17 protein-coding genes and 1 pseudogene are annotated in these 20,385 nt (G+C 58.7%); 8 read left to right on the top strand and 10 right to left on the bottom strand.

Annotated elements, in window-relative coordinates; genetic code table 11:
* Positions 1 to 45: 45 nt before the first annotated feature.
* The 3 genes from BWI95_RS08695 to BWI95_RS08685 form a co-directional block, all read right to left on the bottom strand.
* Positions 46 to 633, bottom strand: a complete 588-nt coding sequence (locus tag BWI95_RS08695) for a hypothetical protein (RefSeq protein WP_076769341.1) — start codon at positions 631 to 633, stop codon at positions 46 to 48.
* Complete coding sequence (locus tag BWI95_RS08690) at positions 633 to 1,595, bottom strand: hypothetical protein (RefSeq protein WP_042718613.1); 963 nt, start codon at positions 1,593 to 1,595, stop codon at positions 633 to 635. Before BWI95_RS08690 ends, BWI95_RS08695 begins: the two co-directional genes overlap by 1 nt.
* Positions 1,596 to 1,769: 174 nt before the next feature.
* Entirely contained in the window at positions 1,770 to 3,389 is a 1,620-nt protein-coding gene (locus tag BWI95_RS08685) for an ABC-F family ATP-binding cassette domain-containing protein (protein WP_054802697.1), read from the bottom strand.
* A gap of 420 nt (positions 3,390 to 3,809) precedes the next feature.
* Between BWI95_RS08685 and BWI95_RS08680 the strand changes: the two genes are divergently transcribed.
* The 3 genes and pseudogenes from BWI95_RS08680 (at position 3,810) to BWI95_RS08670 (ending at position 5,780) form a co-directional block, all read left to right on the top strand.
* The gene (locus BWI95_RS08680; RefSeq protein WP_054802698.1) at positions 3,810 to 4,181 is read left to right on the top strand and encodes a response regulator; all 372 of its coding nucleotides are present in this window, start codon (positions 3,810 to 3,812) and stop codon (positions 4,179 to 4,181) included.
* Positions 4,178 to 4,819 carry a chemotaxis protein CheC gene (locus BWI95_RS08675; RefSeq protein WP_076769340.1) on the top strand — a complete coding sequence of 214 codons (642 nt, stop codon included), beginning with the start codon at positions 4,178 to 4,180 and terminating at the stop codon, positions 4,817 to 4,819. The genes BWI95_RS08680 and BWI95_RS08675 overlap by 4 nt, the downstream gene beginning before the upstream one ends.
* Before the next feature lie 2 nt (positions 4,820 to 4,821).
* Positions 4,822 to 5,780 (top strand): annotated as a pseudogene (locus BWI95_RS08670) (GGDEF domain-containing protein).
* 198 nt (positions 5,781 to 5,978) lie between these two features.
* On the opposite strand, the gene glyS reads toward BWI95_RS08670, so the two are convergent.
* The 3 genes from glyS to BWI95_RS08655 all read right to left on the bottom strand — a co-directional run bounded on the left by glyS (position 5,979) and on the right by BWI95_RS08655 (position 9,404).
* Entirely contained in the window at positions 5,979 to 8,048 is a 2,070-nt protein-coding gene (gene glyS, locus BWI95_RS08665; RefSeq protein ID WP_076769339.1) for a glycine--tRNA ligase subunit beta, read from the bottom strand.
* A 9-nt stretch (positions 8,049 to 8,057) separates the two neighbouring features.
* Positions 8,058 to 8,969, bottom strand: coding sequence for a glycine--tRNA ligase subunit alpha (gene glyQ / locus BWI95_RS08660; protein WP_042718627.1), 912 nt, complete (start codon positions 8,967 to 8,969; stop codon positions 8,058 to 8,060).
* A 135-nt stretch (positions 8,970 to 9,104) separates the two neighbouring features.
* Positions 9,105 to 9,404, bottom strand: a complete 300-nt coding sequence (locus BWI95_RS08655; RefSeq protein ID WP_054802743.1) for a YsaB family lipoprotein — start codon at positions 9,402 to 9,404, stop codon at positions 9,105 to 9,107.
* Between the two features lie 171 nt (positions 9,405 to 9,575).
* On the opposite strand from BWI95_RS08655, the gene BWI95_RS08650 reads away from it, so the two are divergent.
* Complete coding sequence (locus BWI95_RS08650; protein WP_076769338.1) at positions 9,576 to 10,571, top strand: acyltransferase; 996 nt, start codon at positions 9,576 to 9,578, stop codon at positions 10,569 to 10,571.
* Here the strand turns inward: BWI95_RS08650 and BWI95_RS08645 are convergent.
* The 4 genes from BWI95_RS08645 to xylA form a co-directional block, all read right to left on the bottom strand.
* On the bottom strand, positions 10,564 to 11,481 hold the full coding sequence (locus BWI95_RS08645; RefSeq protein ID WP_054802699.1) for a GlxA family transcriptional regulator: 918 nt from the start codon (positions 11,479 to 11,481) through the stop codon (positions 10,564 to 10,566). The two genes, BWI95_RS08650 and BWI95_RS08645, sit on opposite strands and share 8 nt — an antisense overlap.
* Positions 11,482 to 12,018, bottom strand: a complete 537-nt coding sequence (locus BWI95_RS08640; protein ID WP_054802700.1) for a cysteine hydrolase family protein — start codon at positions 12,016 to 12,018, stop codon at positions 11,482 to 11,484.
* 121 nt (positions 12,019 to 12,139) lie between these two features.
* Positions 12,140 to 13,594 carry a xylulokinase gene (gene xylB / locus BWI95_RS08635; protein ID WP_076769337.1) on the bottom strand — a complete coding sequence of 485 codons (1,455 nt, stop codon included), beginning with the start codon at positions 13,592 to 13,594 and terminating at the stop codon, positions 12,140 to 12,142.
* A gap of 39 nt (positions 13,595 to 13,633) precedes the next feature.
* The gene (gene xylA, locus BWI95_RS08630) at positions 13,634 to 14,956 is read right to left on the bottom strand and encodes a xylose isomerase (protein ID WP_042718634.1); all 1,323 of its coding nucleotides are present in this window, start codon (positions 14,954 to 14,956) and stop codon (positions 13,634 to 13,636) included.
* A gap of 349 nt (positions 14,957 to 15,305) precedes the next feature.
* On the opposite strand from xylA, the gene xylF reads away from it, so the two are divergent.
* From xylF to xylR, 4 genes are all read left to right on the top strand, one after another.
* Positions 15,306 to 16,298, top strand: a complete 993-nt coding sequence (gene xylF / locus BWI95_RS08625) for a D-xylose ABC transporter substrate-binding protein (RefSeq protein WP_076769336.1) — start codon at positions 15,306 to 15,308, stop codon at positions 16,296 to 16,298.
* Between the two features lie 87 nt (positions 16,299 to 16,385).
* Positions 16,386 to 17,927, top strand: coding sequence for a xylose ABC transporter ATP-binding protein (locus tag BWI95_RS08620; protein WP_076769335.1), 1,542 nt, complete (start codon positions 16,386 to 16,388; stop codon positions 17,925 to 17,927).
* On the top strand, positions 17,905 to 19,086 hold the full coding sequence (gene xylH / locus BWI95_RS08615) for a xylose ABC transporter permease XylH (RefSeq protein ID WP_042718639.1): 1,182 nt from the start codon (positions 17,905 to 17,907) through the stop codon (positions 19,084 to 19,086). The genes BWI95_RS08620 and xylH overlap by 23 nt, the downstream gene beginning before the upstream one ends.
* Positions 19,087 to 19,188: 102 nt before the next feature.
* Positions 19,189 to 20,367, top strand: coding sequence for a D-xylose utilization transcriptional activator XylR (gene xylR / locus BWI95_RS08610; RefSeq protein WP_042718640.1), 1,179 nt, complete (start codon positions 19,189 to 19,191; stop codon positions 20,365 to 20,367).
* The last annotated feature ends 18 nt before the right edge of the window (positions 20,368 to 20,385 follow it).

Here is a 20,385-nt window from a genome sequence, read left to right as displayed (position 1 = left end):
ACGGTCAGAGCCCCCGCCACGCCGGGGGTTTATGTTTTTCCCGCCTTAACGAGACTTCAACCGCAACGTCCTCGCTACTCTTGTCAGACGCGCTGTTCGACAGTAGAGCGCAAACACCACAAACCCTTCGCCATTAAGCAACCGCCGACACCCTACTAATGCCACCAGCGCAATCAGCAACGGTATCGCCGCGCCGCCGCCCGTCAGCAGATTAATCACCAACTGCGCCACGGTGACCAGCAGTAAGCCGCTAAAGAGATACGCAAAACCGGCAAGCCCGGCGCTAAAGCCGCGCGCCAGCATAAACATGCTGCTAATGGTTGTCGCCAGCACCACCAGCGCAGGCGCAAAAAAGGCGAGTGCGTGTAGCGGCGGCGTCAGCCCTGGCAAGAGGCGCAGCAGAGAAAGCAGATTGAGCGCAAACGCCACCAGCAGCAGCAGCATCACAAACGCCACAGGGAAGCCGTTCTGGCGCGGCTGCTCGACGGCGGTTTCGTCAAAATGGCGCTCCAGCTCGGGCGTGGAGCGCGACAGGACGCGTTCATCTTTGCGCGCTATCAGCGGCTCGATTTCACGCCCGTGCTGCCATAAATCGTAGAACACCGATCCTGTCAGCCAGCTCAACAACGACATCAGATCACCGCCAGCGACTGAATGGTGCCGACGATATAGCGCCCGGTGCGCGGCACGTTGCCCGGTGCGGCAATAACGCCACTCACCGCGCTGCCTGCCAGTGCCGCTGCGCTGGTCACCACCTGGCCCAACTGGCGGGTCAGCTCAACCTGGACCGGCTCGACGGGGAAGCGTTTCGGATAGAGCCCGGCGCGGATGGCAGCCTTGATGCCTTTATTGCTGATACCGGGGTTCTGCGCGCGAATAATCAGCTCCGTCAGGCGGGCGCGATCCTGGCGCGGATACTCTTTCAGCCACTGCGTCGCTTTCAGCGAGGAGACCGACTTCATCGCTTTCCAGGTTGCCAGCGCCTCTTTCAGCGCACCACCTGCGCTCGCCAGTGAGACAAGATCCAGCGAGGTTGAAGTGGCGACATACCACTCCTGCGAATCAAGCCAGGCGACGTTTTCACCGCCGTTCTCCACCAGATCGTACACGCGATAGATACCGTTAAGGCACTGCAAACCGGTCGCCGCCGTGCCCGCATAGCCAATCGCCACCAGCACGGTGCTGCCGCCCGCGGTGAGCGGTGTGGCGACGGTACCGGCGGCCATCACGCCCGCGGTGATAAGCATCGCGCCGCAGGAGAGCACCGTCGAGGCGATCTCGGTGCCCATTGACGTTGCGGAAACCGCTTCCGTCAGCGCTTTACCGTTGCTGGAGTTGGTCGGCTGGGCGGCGGCTTTGGTGACGATAACATGGGTGACGATGCCGCTCTGCCCGTTGGGATGGCGTTTGCTCGGACGCACCAGGTAACGCTCGGGGCCATCGGCATAGATGATGCCTGCGTCGGCAAATTCACGGGTACAATCCATTGCGGCGCCGAGGGCTTTAAAATCAAAATCACTCGCTCCTGCACCGGTCATACGGGCAAATTCATACCCCGGCAGATTTCTTTCGGGGTTCATTCCTGGCAGATTCATCATCGTTTCCTTGTGGCGGTGGCGTAGCAGAAGCTGTCGAGCCGGGGCTAAACAGCGTGAGCATATCTATCGCTTTCACTTATGTTACTTCTTATTAACAGCAGGCAACCGTATCGCGTTTATTTTCATCACTCAAGTTTAGAGCAGGATTGACTACGAGAATTGGTTGCCCGCTCACGCTTGCTGCCAGCACCATCCGCTGGCCTGCCATGTCAGGCTGTGCGTCAGCCCAAGCCCGGCAAGAAACGCCTCATCATGCGACACCACCAGCATCGCGCCGGGAAAATCCGCCAGCGCTGCCTCAATCGCACGGGTGGAGGCGAGATCGAGATGGTTGGTCGGCTCGTCGAGCAGTAACAGCTGCGTGGCATCGCGCTGCCAGAGCACGCAGGCAAGCGCCGCTTTCAACCGCTCGCCGCCGCTCAGGGCCGCCAGCGGCAACATCACCTTCTCTGCGCCCAGCTGTAACTGCGCCAGGCGGCTGCGCAGCACTCCCTCCTCCAGTAATGAGTTGCCCCGCTGAAGGTGCTCAAGCACCGATAACGAGAGATCAAACCGGGAGAGATGCTGATCGAGCCAGGCGCAGCTGACCGAGCGGTGACATTCACCTGCCAGCGGCAATAGCTCACCGAGGATCACCTTTAACAGTGTCGATTTGCCGCAGCCATTTGGCCCACGGATGGCAACGCGCAGCGGGCCGTCGATACGCAGGCTCAGGGGAGGAAGCGCGACGTGCGGCAGTACCACCTCGTCGAGCACCAGCACCTGTTTGCCTGGCGGCACCTGGCTGCCGGGCAGCGTAAACAGCACCGGCATCTCCTCCTCGACCCGCTCACGCGCCTCGGTGACCGCAGCGTTAAGTGCCTCATTTTGCTGCTGATGCTGCTTGCGCCAGCTCGCTGTGCGCTCTTTGGCGAGGTTTTTATATTTCACCCGCTCAAAGGAGGCGATGTTGAGCGTATCGACGGTGCGTAGCGTTTTCGCCGAACGCCGCAGGCTGGCGTCATGCTCCTTCTGCATTCGGCTGCGCGCTCGCCGACGCTCAACGGCGGCATGATCCAGCATCGCGCGGGCGGCCTGCTGCTGCGCCTCGCGCTGCTGTTCATAATCAGCGTAATTGCCGCCGTAGCTGCGAAGCCCGGCGGGCGTCAGTTCAACAATGCGCGACATCTCGCCGAGCAGCTGCCGGTCGTGAGTGGCGATCAGGGCACCGCCTTTATGCTGCCGGAGCTGGTCGCTAAACCATGCCCGCCCTTCTCCATCAAGGTGATTAGTCGGTTCATCCAGTAACAGGTAATCCGCGCCGGTCATAAACGCGCCGCAGAGCAGTGCCCGAACGCGCTCGCCGCCGCTCAGTGCGGCAGCCGGTTTGTCCGGCGCGAACGGTGGCAGATTAGCGTGCGAAAAGGCGGCCTCAAGCCGCTCATGCAGATCCCACTGACCGTCGAGTAACTCCAGATCGGCGGGCTGATAGCGCCCCTGCAACACGCGCTCCAGCGCGGCAATGATTTCGCCATAACCGAGCAGTTGCGCCAGGGTGGTGTGCGCAGAGAGAGTGTGTTGCTGCGCGACATAGGCCCAGCGCACTGCGGATTCGATATGCCCGGTTGCGGGCTGACTTTGCCCGGCAAGCAGGCGTAAAAGTTGGGTTTTGCCGACGCCGTTACGCCCGACCAGCCCGCACAGCGAGGCGTCGAGGGTTAGATTCAGCGGGCCGAAAAGGGTCTCGCCCGTCGCAAACTGACAGGTGACCTGATGCAAAATAAAGGCGGGTGACTGCGCACAATGAGCCATAAGCACTCCTGAATGAGATCGTTAACGGCCTTGCCAACGCGCGAGCGTTTAACAAGGTGGCGGATTCATCAGTCGTGTTTGTTCATTTTCCGGGTGCGCTCCAGTGAGACGAGAAGTTCGTCGCCGCACAGGATAGCCAGAGAGCCAGGCCAGGTTCAAGGTCAAATTTTCATCTTTACGTTGCAGTGCGCAAAATTGAGGGCTAATTGTTTGCGCAATATTGCCGATGAATAAGGTGACTTAACTGAAAGTAGCAGGCCATGCGTGCAATCCAGGATCGCCATTTCAGAAAGGAGACGATAAAACCGCGCGTTACCCCAAACGCATAACGGTGGCATATCGTTCAGTAGTGCTCAGGGAGGAGATCCGGAAGTAAAGCATTGTTCTGGTTTCAGGCCCTGAATCCTAAAATGAGAATGAATGATGTCCAGATATATTCTGATTGTCGATGACAGCCGCCTGTCACGCATGATTTCCCGCCAGTATGTTCTTAACTTGCACAGCGACTGGAGCATTGATGAGGCCGGTACGGGCGAAGAGGCGATTGCCCATGCTGCGGCGAATACCCCCTATCTGATTCTGCTTGATGTGAATATGCCCGGCATTGGCGGCATTGAAGCGGCGTCACGCCTGCGTCAAACGCACCCGCAGACCCACATCGTGCTGCTTACCGCTAACGTGCAGAACTCTGTGCAGGCTGCCGCCGAAGAGATGGGCCTCGGTTTCCTGCCAAAACCGCTGAAAGAGCCGCAGCTGCACGCCATGCTGAAGAGCCTGGAGAGCCAGCCATGACCGAGTTGCCCGATATCAGCGAGATTGAAGCGGACAGCCTGATGGAGATCTTCAACATCGGCGTCGGTCACGCGGCGGCGGCGATGAGCAATATCGTCAATGAAGAGGTGCGCATGTCGGTGCCGACCATTCGCTTTACGCCGCGCTCGAAAGCGGCCGACGAGATGGGTGCGGGCGTATCGCTGTTCGGCATTAGCCAGCATTACGAAGGGGCCTACGCCACCGAAGCGATTCTGATGTTTCCGGAAGCTGCGAGTTTCGAAATCGTGCGCATGATGGTCGGCGATCTGATCCCGGCGCATGAACTGGGCGAGATGGAGCGCGAAGCGATGAGCGAGATTGGCAATATCGTGCTCAATGCCTGTGTCGGCACGCTGGCAAATATGTTCCAGAAAGAGCTACAGGGTTCGCTGCCAGTGGTGCGGGTTGGCAGCAGCGAAGAGATCCTCAACCCGGAAAAAGATAAGAACGATCCGCTGGTTATGATGCTGCGCATTGATTTTGCGCTCGAACGCCAGCAGATCCAGGGCTATCTCGCGTTTATCCTCGATATGTCCGCTCTGTGCGACTTACGCGAGCAGGTTCGGCTTTATATCAGCCGTTTAGAATCCGGTAGTGTTCCCAGCGGAATGCATTAATCATGAAAGATAAGTTGTTATTGGATGCGTTTTCAGCCCTCAGCCTCGGTGTCATCCTTGTGGATGCGCAGTACCGTATCGCGCTGTGGAATGCGTGGTTAGAGACGCATACCGGGCGGGCGGCCAGCGACACCGTTGGCGAAGACTTTTTTTCCGTCTTCCCGGACCTGACCTATCACCGCGTTGGCGATGCGATCCGTCAGGCCATTGGTCACAATTTATCTTCCCTGCTTTCACAATCGCTACACCGCTCCCCTTTTCCGCTCTATGCGGAACCGGCGCGGCCAACCGCCCGTCTGAGCCAGGCGGTGACCATTGTTCCACTCGGCGATGCCGAGCGTTACTGCCTGATTCAGATTGTCGATGTCACTGCGGCAGTACGCCGTGAGTCGTTACTGCGCGATCAGGCCCATGAATTGTTGTCGCAATCCCTGTCGGATGGCCTGACGGGCGTCGGCAATCGCCGCTATTTCGATCTCTGCATTGAGCGCGAGTGGCGCGCCAGCAAGCGTAATAACAAACCGCTGTCGTTGCTGTTGATTGATGTGGACTACTTCAAGTCCTATAACGATAGCTATGGCCACCAGCACGGCGACGAGTGCCTGCAGCAGATTGCGTCGGCGATGCGCAGCACGCTCTGCAACCCGAATGAGATCCTGTTTCGCTACGGCGGCGAGGAGTTTGCGCCCTGCTGCCGGAAACGCGTTCTGCTGATGCGGTGGAGTTGGCGGAGAAGCTGCGCACCAGCGTGCAGCACCTTGAGCTTCCCCACGCCAGTTCACCGGATGGCTGCGTCAGCGTCAGTATCGGCGTCGCCAGCCTGTGTCAGCAGAACCATACCGAATATGGGCAACTGATCCAGAGCGCGGATAACGCCCTTTACGAGGCAAAACGCGCCGGGCGCAACACCGTGCGCGTCAGTAATGCCTTTCGTCGATTCACCCACGCGCCACGCCACTGAGTTGGGCGCTGTTGCCGGATGGCAGTTCCGAACCGTCTGCTTTGCCGGATGGCGGCTACGCCTTATCCGGCCTACGATTTAGCGCGGCTGATGTCCCTTGTAGGCCAGATAAGCGAAGCGCCATCCGGCAAAACCAACTCCCGGCAAAATCGGGGCATAAAAAAACCCGCCGTAGCGGGTTTTTTATCGACTGAACGATTACTGCAGCAGCGAGATATCCGCAACCTGCAGGAAGAGTTCACGCAGTTTCGCCAGCAGCGTCAGGCGGTTGATGCGCACCTCTTTATCGTCGGCGTTCACCATCACGTTCTCAAAGAACTCATCCACCGGCTCGCGCAGCTGCGCCAGCTCGATCAACGCTTCCTGATAGCGCCCTTCAGCAAAGAACGGCTGCAGGGTATCGCGCAGAACCACCACGTTGCCCGCCAGCTTAATCTCTGCGGCCTCTTTCAGTACCGCCGCCTGCACGTTCTCATTCAGCGTTTCGTCAGATTTCGCCAGGATGTTGGAGACGCGCTTGTTGGCTGCCGCCAGCGCCGCCGCTTCCTCCAGCGTACGGAAGTGGGAAACCGCCTTCATACGCGCGTCGAAATCGGCCGGTTTGGTCGGACGGCGCGCCAGCACCGCCTGAATGGTATCAACGCTGTAGCCTTCGTCCTGATACCAGGCGCGGAAGCGGCCCAGCATAAAGTCGATCACATCGTCGACCACTTTGCCGTTCGTCAGCTTATCGCCGTAGAGACGCACCGCCTCTTCGGTCAGGGTTTGCAGATCCAGCGCCAGGTTCTTCTCGACGATAATACGCAGCACGCCCAGCGCGGCACGGCGCAGCGCGAACGGGTCTTTATCGCCTTTCGGATGCTGGCCGATACCGAAGATCCCCGCGAGGGTATCCATCTTATCGGCAATCGCCACAGCACAGGCCACCGGGTTAGACGGCAGCTCATCACCAGCAAAGCGCGGCTGATACTGCTCGTTCAGCGCAACGGCAACGTCTTCCGCTTCGCCGTCGTGACGCGCATAGTGCATGCCCATCACGCCCTGGGTGTCGGTAAACTCAAACACCATGTTGGTCATCAGATCGCACTTGGAGAGCAAGCCCGCGCGCGTGGCGTGGTTCACATCTGCGCCAATCTGACCGGCAATCCAGCCCGCCAGCGCCTGAATGCGATCGGTCTTGTCGCGCAGCGTGCCAAGCTGCTGCTGGAACAGCACGGTTTGCAGACGCGGCAGGTGATCTTCCAGGCGTTTTTTACGGTCGGTATTGAAGAAGAACTCGGCATCCGCCAGACGCGGGCGCACCACTTTTTCATTACCGGAGATAATCTGTTGCGGATCTTTCGACTCGATATTGGCGACGAAGATGAAATTTGGCAGCAGTTTGCCGTCGTTGCCATACACCGGGAAGTACTTCTGGTCACCCTTCATGGTGTAGACCAGCGCTTCCGCCGGAACGGCGAGGAATTTCTCTTCGAACTTCGCGGTCAGCACCACCGGCCACTCAACCAGAGAGGTGACCTCTTCCAGCAGGCTGTCGCTCAGATCGGCGTTACCACCAATCTTACGCGCCGCCTCTTCGGCGTCCGCTTTGATTTTGGCTTTACGCTCGGCGTAATCCGCCATCACTTTGCCGCGCTCCAGCAGGATTTGCGGGTACTGATCGGCGTTGTCGATGGTGAACTCCGGCTCGCCCATAAAGCGGTGGCCGCGAATGACGCGATCGGACTGAATGCCAAGGATCGTTGCCGGAACCAGCTGGTCGCCCAGCAGCAGGGTAACGGTGTGAACCGGACGCACAAAGTGCACGTCCGACGCGCCCCAGCGCATCAGTTTCGGGATCGGCAGTTTGCTAAGCGAGGTGGCGATCATGTTCGGCAGCAGCGCTTCGATGCTTTCGCCTTTAACATGGGCGCGATAGAGCAGCCATTCGCCTTTGTCGGTGGTCAGACGCTCGGCCTGATCGACGGTAATACCGCAGCCGCGCGCCCAGCCTTCAGCCGCTTTGCTCGGTTTGCCTTCCGCGTCGAACGCCTGGGCGATGGCCGGGCCGCGTTTTTCAACTTCGCGATCCGGCTGCGCGGCGGCAAGGTTAGCCACTTTCAGCGCCAGACGGCGCGGTGCGGCGAACCATTTAACGTCGCCGTGGGCAACGCCTGCTGCATCCAGCTCAGCGGTAAAGTTGGCAGCGAAGGACTCCGCCAGGCTGCGCAGGGCTTTTGGTGGCAGCTCTTCGGTGCCGATTTCCACCAGGAATGTTTTCTCTGACATGGCCGCCTCTTATTTATTTCTGTTGCACATCGGGAAGCCAAGGGCTTCACGGGAAGCGTAATAGGCTTCAGCGACTGCTTTGGTCAGCGTACGGATGCGCAGAATGTAGCGCTGGCGTTCGGTGACGGAGATGGCTTTACGCGCATCAAGCAGGTTGAAGCTGTGGGCGGCTTTCAGAATGCGTTCGTAAGCCGGCAGCGGCAGCGGGTTTTCCAGCGCCAGCAGCTGCTGAGCCTCTTTCTCATACTGCTCAAAGCAGGTGAAGAGGAAGTCGACATCGGCGTATTCGAAGTTGTAAGTGGACTGCTCCACTTCGTTTTGATGGAACACGTCGCCGTAAGTGGTTTTACCCAGCGGGCCGTCGCTCCAGACCAGATCGTAGACGCTGTCTACGCCCTGAATGTACATCGCCAGACGTTCCAGACCATAGGTGATCTCGCCGGTGATCGGCTTGCACTCAAGGCCGCCAACCTGCTGGAAGTAGGTGAACTGCGTCACTTCCATGCCGTTAAGCCACACTTCCCAACCAAGACCCCAGGCACCCAGCGTCGGGTTCTCCCAGTTATCTTCCACGAAACGAATATCGTGAATGGTCGGGTCCATACCCAGCTCTTTCAGTGACCCGAGGTACAGTTCCTGAATGTTGTCCGGAGAGGGTTTAATCACCACCTGGAACTGGTAGTAGTGCTGTAAGCGGTTCGGGTTTTCGCCGTAGCGACCATCGGTCGGACGACGGGAAGGCTGAACGTAGGCGGTTGCCATCGGCTCCGGGCCCAGCGCGCGCAGGCTGGTCATTGGGTGCGAAGTACCGGCACCCACTTCCATGTCCAGAGGTTGAACGATGGTGCAGCCCTGACGAGCCCAATAATCCTGTAAGGTCAGGATCAGACCCTGAAAGGTCCTGGTATCAAACTTTTGCATATTATTTCGTGCTGGATACGTGTGGATTTAAAGGAAGCGACCAGTATACCCGCTGACTGCAAGATATACAGTACGAAACGGGGTTGTTTACGGAAAATTGGGAAATAGCGGCGGCATTGGCGCGTATTATGGGGCTTAACGCATCGAAAGATGCAAAAACTGCCCTTCAGCGTCAAAAGTGCAGACAAACGCTTCATGACGCGGCGTAACGCCACGCATCTCGTAACTGCCCTGATACTGTTCGAAGCCGGTAACGTTCACTTTTTCCGCCCCGGTGTTGTAGCGGTGCGCGGCGTTTTCCCGGCAGAGTTGCTCCATATCGAGGGAGCGTGTCGGGCCAGGCCGTGCCGTTTGCGCCTTCTGCTCCGGCGTTTTCTCGGGCGCGCTGCAACTTGTCAGCAGCAACATCAGCATCGGCAGAGTAAACTTCATCATTTTCTTACGCATTTCCTTGCGGGCTGATAGGGTGAACGGCCAAAAACGCCATTGTGCAGCACTGCGCTTAGTGCACAACCACGCGTGGGAAAACTCAGAATTATCCAAAGAGATACGCAGGTAAATTACCAGTCTTAGGATATTTGTCGACAATAAGAAATTGAGGAAGTGATGCCGTCAAAAATTCACTGGATAGATAATTTACGCGGGATAGCCTGTTTAATGGTGGTCATGATCCACACCACCACCTGGTACATTACTAATCCAGCCGCCGTTACCAGCTTCGACTGGAATGTTGCCAATCTGCTCAACTCCGCCTCGCGCGTCAGCGTTCCCCTCTTTTTTATGATTTCAGGCTACCTCTTTTATGGCGAACGCAGCGCCCAGCCGCGCCACTTTTTGCGTATCGGCCTCTGCCTGCTGTTTTATAGCCTCATCGCCCTGCTCTATATCGTGCTGTTTACCTCGATTAACAGCGACCTGTCGCTGAAGAACATCCTGCAAAAGCCGATTTTTTACCATCTGTGGTTCTTCTTCGCCGTCATCGTTATCTACCTGCTCTCGCCCCTGATTCAGGTCAAAGCCCTGAGCGGCAAGATGCTGCTGGCGCTGATTGCGGTGATTGGCGTTGTCGCTAACCCCAATCTGGTGACGTTAAAAAGCGATGGCGTTGAGTGGTTGCCGATCAATCTCTACATCAACGGCGACACCTTTTACTACGTGCTCTACGCCATCCTCGGTCGCGCCATCGGCATGATGGAGACGCAAAAACGGGCGCTGAACTGGCTGAGCGCCGCAGTTGTGGTGCTGGCAGTGGTGGCGATTTCACGCGGTACGCTGCATGAGCTGAGATGGCGCGGCAACTTCGCCGATACCTGGTATCTCTACTGCGGCCCGATGGTCTTTCTCTGCGCCATCGCGCTGTTTACGCTGGTAAAAAATACCCTTAACAGCCGCACTCTGCCCGGGCTGGCGCTGATTTCGCGCCACTCACTCGGTATTTACGGTTTCCACGCGCTGATTATTCATGCGCTGCGCACGCGCGGCGTTGAGGTGCAAAACTGGCCGCTGCTCGACATTCTGTGGGTCTTCAGCGCGGCGCTGGCGGCAAGCCTGGCGCTCTCAATGCTGGTGCAGCGCATCGACCGGCGGCGGTTTGTCAGCTAATTATTCGCGCCCGCGCCCGGTGCAGCTGGCGCGGGGAGGAAAAACCGGCGGCCAGCGCCGCCTGCTCCGCGCCCTGGCCCTGCAACAGCGCCTGCTCGGCAATCACCAGCCGCAACTGCTCCAGATAGTCCCGCACGCTGATCCCCAGATGTTGCTGAAAAAGACGGGTGAGATGCCGGGCGCTGACGTGTGCCTGCGCGGCAATCTCCGCCAGTTGCCAGGCCTTTTGCGGCTCGGCGGTCAGCGCATCCTGCGCCCGGTGCACCGCCGGGTGGAGATGGTTGCGATAGCGCAACCACGGTGAAAGCTGCGGGTCATCGCCGGAGCGGCGAAACCAGACCACCATTTCGCGCGCCACCGCCAGCGCACGCGCCGGCCCGCATAAACGGTTGATAATATGCAGGGCGAGATCGATGCCTGAGGTGATGCCCGCGCTGGTCCAGATGCCGCGATCCTCAATAAATATCCGGTTCTCTTTGACCAGCGCTGCCGGTTCGAGCGCCTGCAAGCGGGCAATCACATTGTGATGGGTCGTGCACTGAACCCCGTTAAGCAGCCCGGCTTTCGCCGCCAGCATTGCGCCGGAACAGACGCACATCAGCGTAATCGCCCGGCGGTGGAGCAGCGGTTGCAGACGCATCAGCCAGTTGCGCACCTGCCTTGCCTGCGGCGTGTCGAATAACTGCGACGAATCGCTGACGCCGGGCAGCACCAGCAGGCTCCCCTCCGGCAACGTCTCCGGCAGCGGCGCGATGTTGCCCATCGTTAAGCCAAGGGAGGTTGCCACCTCCGCTTGCGGGCCGATGTAGTGCAGGCGAAAAGTCTCCTGCGCCTGCGCAAAGGTCTCCGCCGGACCGGCCATATCGAGCGCCAGCACGCCGGGCAGCATCACAAACCAGACATCACACATTTATTGTTCCAGCGTCTCCTGGACGGTTTTAATGGCGGCAAAGCGCCCGACGAGCACGGTTTCCGTACGGTGGCGCAGCGTGTGGCTATCCAGCGTCACGCCATTATGTGTCATTGGGAAAGTGAGCGTCGCTTCGCTGACGAAGGTCACGCGATAGCCCAGATCCGATGCCACCCTGGCGGTCGTTTCACAGCACTGCTCCGTACGAATACCACAAATAATCAGATGAGTGATATCGCGCTGACGCAGCCAGCGATCGAGGCCGGTATCGGTAAAGGCGTTGTGGACATGCTTGTGGAAGGTGACATCCGCCTGGTGCTTTAAAAAGGGCATCGGTTTCACGAAGCCGCTCTCCAGCGAGAAGGGGCCGCTGTCGGCGACGTGAAAAATATCCACCAGCGGAATGCCGCGCGCCTGGCAACCGGCAATCAGCGTCAGCATCGCCTGCTGGAAAGCGGGAAAGTCGTTATCCTGCCAGAAGTCACGGTGGAAAAAGGATTGCTGGGTGTCGATGTTAATCAGGGCGGTACGGGTCATTTCAGGACTCCTTGCTCAGTGGGGTTAACGCTATTCTGGCAAGGCTTTACGCCGCTGCTAAGACCAAAAAAGGACAACATCAGGGTGATTACGGCCCACCGTTGCCAGCGGGCCGAAAAGGTTATGACATCAGCGGCAACAGCTGCTGATAGATGCGGCGGAAGGTGTCGCGCTTCGCGGCATAGTGCGCGTGGCGCTGCGCGTCCGGCTGATGCTGCTGCTCCACCGGCAGTTGCGGCAATAGCGTTGCCAGCGGTACGTCAGGATTAACGGCGATTTGCGCCAGCCGCGCCGCGCCGAGCGCCGGGCCAACATCCCCGCCGGTGCGGTAATCAAGCTGCAAGCCGCTGATATCCGCCAGCATCTGCCGCCACCAGTCGCTGCGCGCGCCGCCGCCGATAAGGGTAATGCTTTGTGGCGTTACGCCGCAGGCATGCACCACATCCATCCCGTCTGCCAGCGCATACCCCACCCCTTCCAGCACCGCACGCGCCAGCTCTGCCGGGCCATGCTGATGGGTCAGACCAAAGAAGACGCCTTTTGCCTGCGGGTTGTTGTGCGGTGTGCGCTCGCCGGAGAGATAGGGCAGAAACCAGATATCGCCCGCGTTCTCGTCGGCTTGCTGCGCAGCGCTAATCAGCGCCTGCACCGATGCCATGCCGGTCAGTTTGGCCGCCCAGTCCAGACAGGAGGCCGCACTCAGCATCACCGACATCAGGTGCCAGCGCCCCGGCAGCGCGTGGCAGAAGCTGTGCACGGCGCTTTCCGGCTTGCTGAGGAACCCTTCGCTGACGGCAAAGTAGACGCCGGAGGTGCCGAGCGAGAGCATCGCCTGGCCCGCATCCGCCATGCCGACGCCGACCGCGCCAGCGGCGTTGTCGCCGCCGCCTGCAACAATCGGCACTACCGGCATCGCCCAGCGCCGGGCAACTTCTGGCAGCAGTTCGCCGGTGATCTCACTGCCTTCAAAAAGCGTTGGCATATGGCTGCGCGACAGCGAGCAGGCGGCGAGCATCTCGTCACTCCAGTCGCGCCTCGCCACATCAAGCCACATGGTGCCTGCGGCATCGGACATATCGCTGGCAAAGACGCCGGACATCTTCAGCCGCAGGTAATCTTTCGGCAGCAGCACCTTCGCCACCTTTGCGAAGATTTCCGGCTCATGCCGCTGCACCCACAGCAGCTTCGGCGCGGTAAAGCCCGGCATCATCAGGTTACCGGTGATCGCACGGGCGTTAGCGACCCGCGCTTCCAGCAGCCCGCACTCCTCACCACAGCGACCATCGTTCCAGAGGATCGCCGGGCGCAGAACGCGGTTTTCGCTATCGAGCAGCGTCGCGCCGTGCATCTGCCCGGCAAGGCCGATGGCCTTCACCTGCTGCAACGAATGCGCTGCGCCGAGCGCCTGGATGGCGCGATCCGTCGCCTGCCACCAGCTTTCGGGATCCTGCTCCGACCATAGCGGGTGTGGGCGAGAGACGCTGAGTTTCTCCGTATGGGAGGCCAGCACCTCGCCCTGCTCACCGAGCAGAATCGCCTTCACGCCCGAGGTACCGAGATCGATCCCGATATACATAGTGACTACTCCTTGTTGAGTGTGCCGCGCAGAGGCCGGTTACTTATCGAAGAGATACGCGTTGACCAGGTTCTCCAGTTGCTCCTGGTGACCGCTCTGGTGACGCGGCGCCAGGTTCTGCTCTTCAGCGTACTTCGCCAGCTCCGCAAGGCTAAGCTGCCCCTGCAAAATTTGCTGGCCCAGCTCACCATTCCAGCCCGCGTAACGTTTAGCGACGCGTTTATCCAGCTCGCCCTCTTCGACCATGCGGGCAGCGATTTTCAGCGCCAGCGCCATGGTGTCCATCGCGCCGATATGGCCGTAGAAGAGATCGTACTTATCGGTACTCTGGCGACGGACCTTGGCGTCAAAGTTGAGGCCGCCGGTGGTGAAGCCGCCCGCTTTGATGATTTCATACATCACCAGCGCGTTCTCTTCGACGCTGTTCGGGAACTGGTCGGTATCCCAGCCGAGCTGCGGATCGCCGCGGTTGGCGTCGACGGAGCCAAACAGCCCCAGCGCAATGGCGGTGGCGATTTCATGATGGAAGGAGTGGCCCGCGAGGGTGGCGTGGTTGGCTTCGATATTGAGCTTGATCTCTTTTTCCAGCCCGAACTGTTTCAGGAAGCCATAGACGGTCGCGGCGTCATAATCATACTGGTGCTTGGTTGGCTCCTGCGGTTTTGGCTCAATCAGCAGCGTGCCGCGGAAACCGATTTTGTGCTTATGCTCAACCACCATGTTCATAAAGCGGCCAATCTGCTCGCGCTCCTGGCGCAGATCGGTGTTGAGCAGGGTTTCGTACCCTTCGCGTCCGCCCCACAGCACGTAGTTTTCGCCGCCGAGTTTATGGGTGGCGTTCATCGCGCTTACCACCTGGGTTGCCGCCCAGCTGAAGACTTCCGGATCCGGGTTAGTGGCCGCGCCCGCGCCGTAACGTGGGTTGGTAAAGCAGTTTGCCGTGCCCCACAGCAGCTTGACGCCGCTCTGCTGCTGTTTTTCCCCCAGCACATCAACCATTTCGGCGAAGTTGCTCAGGTACTCTTTCAGCGAGGCGCCTTCCGGGGAGACATCGACATCATGGAAGCAGTAGTAGGGCACATTGAGCTTATGGAAGAATTCGAAGGCGACATCGGCTTTGCGTTTTGCCAGCGCCATCGCCTCGCCCGGCTGCTGCCACGGGCGATCGAAGGAGCCGACGCCAAACATATCCGCGCCGTTCCAGCAGAAGGTGTGCCAGTAGCAGGCGGCGAAACGCAGGTGATCTTCCATGCGTTTCCCGAGCACCAGCTCATCCGGGTTGTAGTGACGAAACGCGAGCGGATTCGTACTCTTTGAACCTTCAAAACGAACCCGATCCAGCTGGTCAAAATAAGCGTGCATAATGAGCTCCATTGGCGAGTGAACATATCTGAGTTAATACTGGATTCTCTCTGCGCCTTGCTCAATTACGTTATTTCACACTGCCATTGAGAGAATACGCAAACGTGCGCTGGCTCGCAAAATAACCGCAAAAGTTGCTGCGAGGGACTTTCCTGTTTTTTATGCAACGCCAGTTTTATTTTTTTTAAAATAAGATCGGGGTCATAAATCAGCAAATAAACCAAAAAACGTAACCCGCCTATTAAAATCTGTAATTGCCACTATTCCATTCTGCGTTAAGAATTTGCTCGTTCTAAGCAGTGCACGTTTCTTTTATCTCGCACACCACCCTACGAAAGGTATTCCTATTATGAAGATAAAGAATCTCTGCCTTACACTCTGCGCCACCCTGCTGCTTGCCAGCACGTTCGCTCACGCCAAAACGATAAAAATCGGCATGGCGATTGACGATCTCCGTCTTGAACGCTGGCAAAAAGATCGCGACATTTTTGTTAAGAAAGCCGAATCCCTCGGCGCCGATGTCTTTGTCCAGTCGGCGAACGGTAATGAAGAGACCCAGATGTCGCAAATTGAAAATATGATCAACCGCGGCGTCGACGTGCTGGTTATTATTCCCTACAACGGTCAGGTATTAAGTAACGTTGTGAAAGAAGCCAAACAGGAAGGAATTAAAGTTCTGGCCTATGACCGCATGATTAATAATGCGGATATCGACTTCTATATCTCCTTCGACAATGAAAAAGTCGGGGAATTACAGGCGCAAAGCCTGGTCAATAAGGTGCCGCAGGGTAATTATTTCTTAATGGGCGGCTCGCCGGTGGATAATAACGCCAAGCTGTTCCGCGCCGGGCAGATGAAGGTATTGAAGCCCTATATCGACAGCGGCAAAATTAAAATTGTCGGCGACCAGTGGGTCGATGGCTGGCTGCCGGAAAACGCGCTGAAAATAATGGAGAACGCGCTGACCGCCAACAACAATAAAATCGATGCCGTGGTGGCCTCGAATGACGCAACCGCTGGCGGCGCTATCCAGGCCTTAAGCGCGCAAGGGTTAGCGGGCAAAGTTGCCATCTCCGGCCAGGATGCGGATCTCGCCGGAGTCAAACGCCTGATGAACGGCAGCCAGACGATGACCGTCTATAAACCTATCACCCAGCTTGCCAACACCGCGGCGGAGATCGCCGTCGAGCTTGGCAACGGTAAGCAGCCGAAGGCCGATGCTTCACTTAATAATGGCCTGAAAGATGTGCCCGCCCGCCTGCTGACGCCGATTGAAGTCACCAAAGAGAATATTGACGCCACGGTGATCAAAGACGGCTTCCACCAGAAGAATCAGCTCTGAAAACGACGGCGCGCCTGAGTTCAGAATCAGGCGCGCCGCCGCCCTCACTTCAGGCGCTGTCTGATAAGCGATCGACGTGGAGCAGCCATGCCTTACTTACTCGAAATGAAGAACATCACCAAAGCCTTCGGCGTCGTGAAGGCGATTGATAACGTCAGCCTGCAACTTAACGCGGGCGAAGTGCTCTCCCTGTGCGGCGAAAACGGTTCGGGTAAATCGACCCTGATGAAAGTGCTGTGCGGCATCTACCCGACCGGCAGCTATGAAGGCGAAATCTACTTTGCAGGGGAGCTTCTGCAAGCAAGCCATATCCGCGATACCGAGCGTAAAGGGATCGCCATCATTCACCAGGAGCTGGCGCTGGTGAAACATCTCACGGTGCTGGAGAACATCTTCCTTGGCGCGGAGATAACCCGCCACGGCGTGATGGATTACGACCAGATGACGCTGCGCTGCGAAAAGCTGCTCAAACAGGTGAGCCTCGCCATCTCGCCCGATACCCGCGTCGGTGACTTAGGCCTGGGCCAGCAGCAACTGGTGGAGATCGCCAAAGCGCTGAACAAGCAGGTTCGGTTGTTGATTTTAGATGAGCCAACTGCCTCGCTGACCGAGCAGGAGACGGCGGTGCTGCTCGATATCATCCGCGACCTGCGCAACCACGATATCGCCTGCGTTTACATCTCCCATAAGCTCAATGAAGTGAAAGCGATCTCCGACGTCATCTGCGTTATCCGCGACGGGAAGCATATCGGCACCCGCGATGCGGCGGGGATGAGTGAAGATGACATCATCACCATGATGGTGGGCCGCGAGCTGACGGCGCTCTACCCCAATGAACCGCACACCCACGGCGAGGAGATCCTGCGCGTCGAGCACCTCACCGCCTGGCATCCGGTTAACCGCCATATCAAACGCGTCAACGACGTCTCCTTTAGCCTCAAGCGCGGCGAGATCCTCGGCATTGCCGGGCTGGTCGGCGCCGGGCGCACCGAAGCCGTGCAGTGCCTGTTTGGCGTCTGGCCGGGGCGCTGGGAGGGAAAAATTTTTCTGGATGGCAAGGAGGTTGAGATCCGCAACTGCCAGCAGGCGATTGGTCACGGCATCGCCATGGTGCCGGAGGATCGCAAGCGCGACGGTATTGTGCCGGTGATGGCGGTGGGCAAAAACATCACGCTGGCGGCGCTAAACCAGTTTACCGGCAGCCTGAGTAGCCTCGATGACGCCGCCGAGCAGGCGTGCATTTTGCAGTCCATCCAGCGGCTGAAAGTAAAAACCTCGTCGCCGGAGCTGGCGATTGGCCGGCTGAGCGGCGGCAACCAGCAGAAAGCGATTCTCGCCCGCTGCCTGCTGCTCAACCCGCGCATTTTGATCCTCGATGAGCCGACGCGCGGCATCGATATCGGCGCGAAGTATGAAATCTACAAACTGATTAACCAACTGGTGCAGCAGGGGATCGCGGTGATTGTGATCTCCTCCGAGCTGCCCGAAGTGCTGGGCCTGAGCGACCGCGTGCTGGTGATGCACGAAGGGAAGCTGAAAGCCGATCTTATCAACCGTCATTTGACCCAGGAGCAGGTTATGGAAGCGGCGCTGAGGAGCGAACATCATGTCGAAAAGCAACCCGTCTGAAAGTCAGTTATCCACCGCGTCGCCGGGCCCCTTCTCCGGGCTGAAATCACTCAACCTGCAGGTGTTTGTGATGCTTGCGGCCATCGTTGTGATTATGCTCTTTTTCACCGGCATGACCGACGGTGCCTACCTGAGCGCGCGTAATATCTCTAACCTGCTGCGCCAGACCGCCATCACCGGCATCCTCGCGGTGGGGATGGTGTTTGTCATTATCTCGGCAGAGATTGACCTCTCGGTAGGCTCGATGATGGGCCTGCTGGGCGGTGCCGCAGCCATTTTCGACGTCTGGCTCGGCTGGCCGCTGCCGCTCACCGTGGTGGTAACGCTGCTGCTTGGCCTGCTGCTCGGCGCGTGGAACGGCTGGTGGGTGGCTTACCGCAAAGTGCCGTCGTTTATCGTCACCCTCGCCGGGATGCTGGCGTTTCGCGGCGTGTTAATCGGCATTACTAATGGCACGACCGTTTCCCCTACCAGCGCGGCGATGTCGCAAATCGGCCAGAGCTATCTGCCGGACGGCGTTGGCTTCGGCGTGGGCGCGCTGGGGCTGGTGGCATTTGTGCTCTGGCAGTGGCGCGGACGCATGCGCCGCCAGTCGCTGGGCTTAGCCACCTCCTCCTCCGGCCATGCGGTGGGGCGCCAGGCGCTGATCGCGGTGATCGTGCTCGGTGCCATCTGGCTGCTGAATGATTACCGCGGCGTGCCGACACCGGTACTGCTGCTGGTCTTTCTGCTGCTGGCAGGTCTGTTTATGGCAACGCGCACCGCTTTTGGCCGCCGCATTTACGCCATTGGCGGCAACCTTGAAGCGGCGCGGCTCTCCGGTATTAACGTTGAGCGCACCAAGCTGGCGGTCTTCGCAATCAATGGCCTGATGGTGGCGATTGCCGGGCTTATCCTCAGCTCGCGTCTCGGTGCAGGTTCGCCGTCGGCCGGGAACATTGCCGAGCTGGATGCGATTGCCGCCTGCGTGATTGGCGGCACCAGCCTCGCGGGCGGCATCGGCAGCGTGGCGGGCGCGGTAATGGGCGCTTTCATTATGGCCTCGCTGGATAACGGCATGAGTATGATGGATGTCCCCACCTTCTGGCAGTACATCGTCAAGGGAGCCATTTTACTGCTGGCGGTGTGGATGGACTCCGCCACCAAACGTCGCGCCTGAGCCAGGCGAACCGAGGCGCGATCACACTGCCGGATTATTTTTGTCCGGCAGTGTGTTGAATATGGTAATCAGAACTGATGAATAGTCAGGAAGCGAACCACTATGTTTGAAAAGCGCCATCGCATCACGCTGTTATTTAACGCGAATAAAGCCTACGACCGCCAGGTGGTCGAAGGCGTTGGGGAGTATCTTCAGGCGTCGCAATCGGAGTGGGATATCTTTATCGAGGAGGATTTCCGCGCCCGTATTGAGAACATTAAGGAGTGGCTCGGCGACGGCGTGATCGCCGACTACGATGACCGGGAGATTGAGCGGCTGCTGGCGGATGTCGATGTACCGATTGTCGGCGTCGGCGGCTCTTATCACACGCCGGAGCACTACCCACCGGTGCACTATATCGCCACCGACAACCACGCGCTGGTCGAGAGCGCGTTTCTGCACCTGAAAGAGAAAGGGGTGCATCGCTTCGCCTTTTACGGCCTGCCCGCCTCAAGCGGTAAGCGCTGGGCCGCCGAGCGCGAATATGCCTTCTGCCAGCTGGTAGCGCAGGAGAAGTATCGCGGCGTGGTTTACCAGGGGCTGACCACCGCGCCGGAAAACTGGCAGCATGCGCAAAATCGCCTTGCCGACTGGCTGCAAACGCTGCCACCGCAAACGGGGATTATCGCCGTTACCGACGCGCGGGCGCGCCACGTTTTGCAGGTCTGTGACCATCTGCATATTCCGGTGCCGGAGAAGCTGTGCGTGATCGGCATCGATAACGAAGAGCTGACCCGCTACCTCTCCCGCGTCGCGCTCTCTTCGGTGGCGCAGGGCACGCGGCAGATGGGTTACCAGGCCGCGAAGCTGCTGCACCGGCTGCTGGATAACGAAGCGATGCCGTTGCAGCGCCTGCTGGTGCCGCCGATGCGGGTGGTTGCCCGCCGTTCAACGGATTACCGTTCGCTTAACGATCCGGCGGTGATTCAGGCGATGCACTACATCCGCAACCACGCCTGCAAAGGCATTAAGGTCGATCAGGTGCTGGATGCGGTCGGTATTTCGCGCTCCAATCTGGAGAAGCGCTTCAAGGAGGAGGTAGGCGAAACCATTCACGCGGTGATCCACGCCGAGAAGCTGGAGAAGGCGCGCAGCCTGCTGATCTCCACCTCGCTCTCTATCAATGAGATTTCGCAGATGTGCGGCTACCCGTCATTGCAGTACTTCTACTCGGTCTTCCGCAAGGCTTACGACAGCACGCCGAAGGATTATCGCGATCGCTACAGCGAAATCCTGATTTAGGGGCAAAGAAAAACGCCT

Source organism: Kosakonia cowanii JCM 10956 = DSM 18146 (genome assembly GCF_001975225.1).
Lineage (GTDB): Bacteria > Pseudomonadota > Gammaproteobacteria > Enterobacterales > Enterobacteriaceae > Kosakonia > Kosakonia cowanii.
Note: the sequence above shows the minus strand (reverse complement) of the source record. Positions and strands in the feature narration are given on the sequence as shown.

Excerpts from the sequence above, each read along its gene's own strand:
- BWI95_RS08695 (WP_076769341.1), bottom strand. The coding sequence starts at position 633 with ATGTCGTTGTTGAGCTGGCTGACAGGATCGGTGTTCTACGATTTATGG.
- BWI95_RS08690 (WP_042718613.1), bottom strand. The coding sequence starts at position 1,595 with ATGAATCTGCCAGGAATGAACCCCGAAAGAAATCTGCCGGGGTATGAA.
- BWI95_RS08685 (WP_054802697.1), bottom strand. The coding sequence starts at position 3,389 with ATGGCTCATTGTGCGCAGTCACCCGCCTTTATTTTGCATCAGGTCACC.
- BWI95_RS08680 (WP_054802698.1), top strand. The coding sequence starts at position 3,810 with ATGATGTCCAGATATATTCTGATTGTCGATGACAGCCGCCTGTCACGC.
- BWI95_RS08675 (WP_076769340.1), top strand. The coding sequence starts at position 4,178 with ATGACCGAGTTGCCCGATATCAGCGAGATTGAAGCGGACAGCCTGATG.
- glyS (WP_076769339.1), bottom strand. The coding sequence starts at position 8,048 with ATGTCAGAGAAAACATTCCTGGTGGAAATCGGCACCGAAGAGCTGCCA.
- glyQ (WP_042718627.1), bottom strand. The coding sequence starts at position 8,969 with ATGCAAAAGTTTGATACCAGGACCTTTCAGGGTCTGATCCTGACCTTA.
- BWI95_RS08655 (WP_054802743.1), bottom strand. The coding sequence starts at position 9,404 with ATGATGAAGTTTACTCTGCCGATGCTGATGTTGCTGCTGACAAGTTGC.
- BWI95_RS08650 (WP_076769338.1), top strand. The coding sequence starts at position 9,576 with ATGCCGTCAAAAATTCACTGGATAGATAATTTACGCGGGATAGCCTGT.
- BWI95_RS08645 (WP_054802699.1), bottom strand. The coding sequence starts at position 11,481 with ATGTGTGATGTCTGGTTTGTGATGCTGCCCGGCGTGCTGGCGCTCGAT.
- BWI95_RS08640 (WP_054802700.1), bottom strand. The coding sequence starts at position 12,018 with ATGACCCGTACCGCCCTGATTAACATCGACACCCAGCAATCCTTTTTC.
- xylB (WP_076769337.1), bottom strand. The coding sequence starts at position 13,594 with ATGTATATCGGGATCGATCTCGGTACCTCGGGCGTGAAGGCGATTCTG.
- xylA (WP_042718634.1), bottom strand. The coding sequence starts at position 14,956 with ATGCACGCTTATTTTGACCAGCTGGATCGGGTTCGTTTTGAAGGTTCA.
- xylF (WP_076769336.1), top strand. The coding sequence starts at position 15,306 with ATGAAGATAAAGAATCTCTGCCTTACACTCTGCGCCACCCTGCTGCTT.
- BWI95_RS08620 (WP_076769335.1), top strand. The coding sequence starts at position 16,386 with ATGCCTTACTTACTCGAAATGAAGAACATCACCAAAGCCTTCGGCGTC.
- xylH (WP_042718639.1), top strand. The coding sequence starts at position 17,905 with ATGTCGAAAAGCAACCCGTCTGAAAGTCAGTTATCCACCGCGTCGCCG.
- xylR (WP_042718640.1), top strand. The coding sequence starts at position 19,189 with ATGTTTGAAAAGCGCCATCGCATCACGCTGTTATTTAACGCGAATAAA.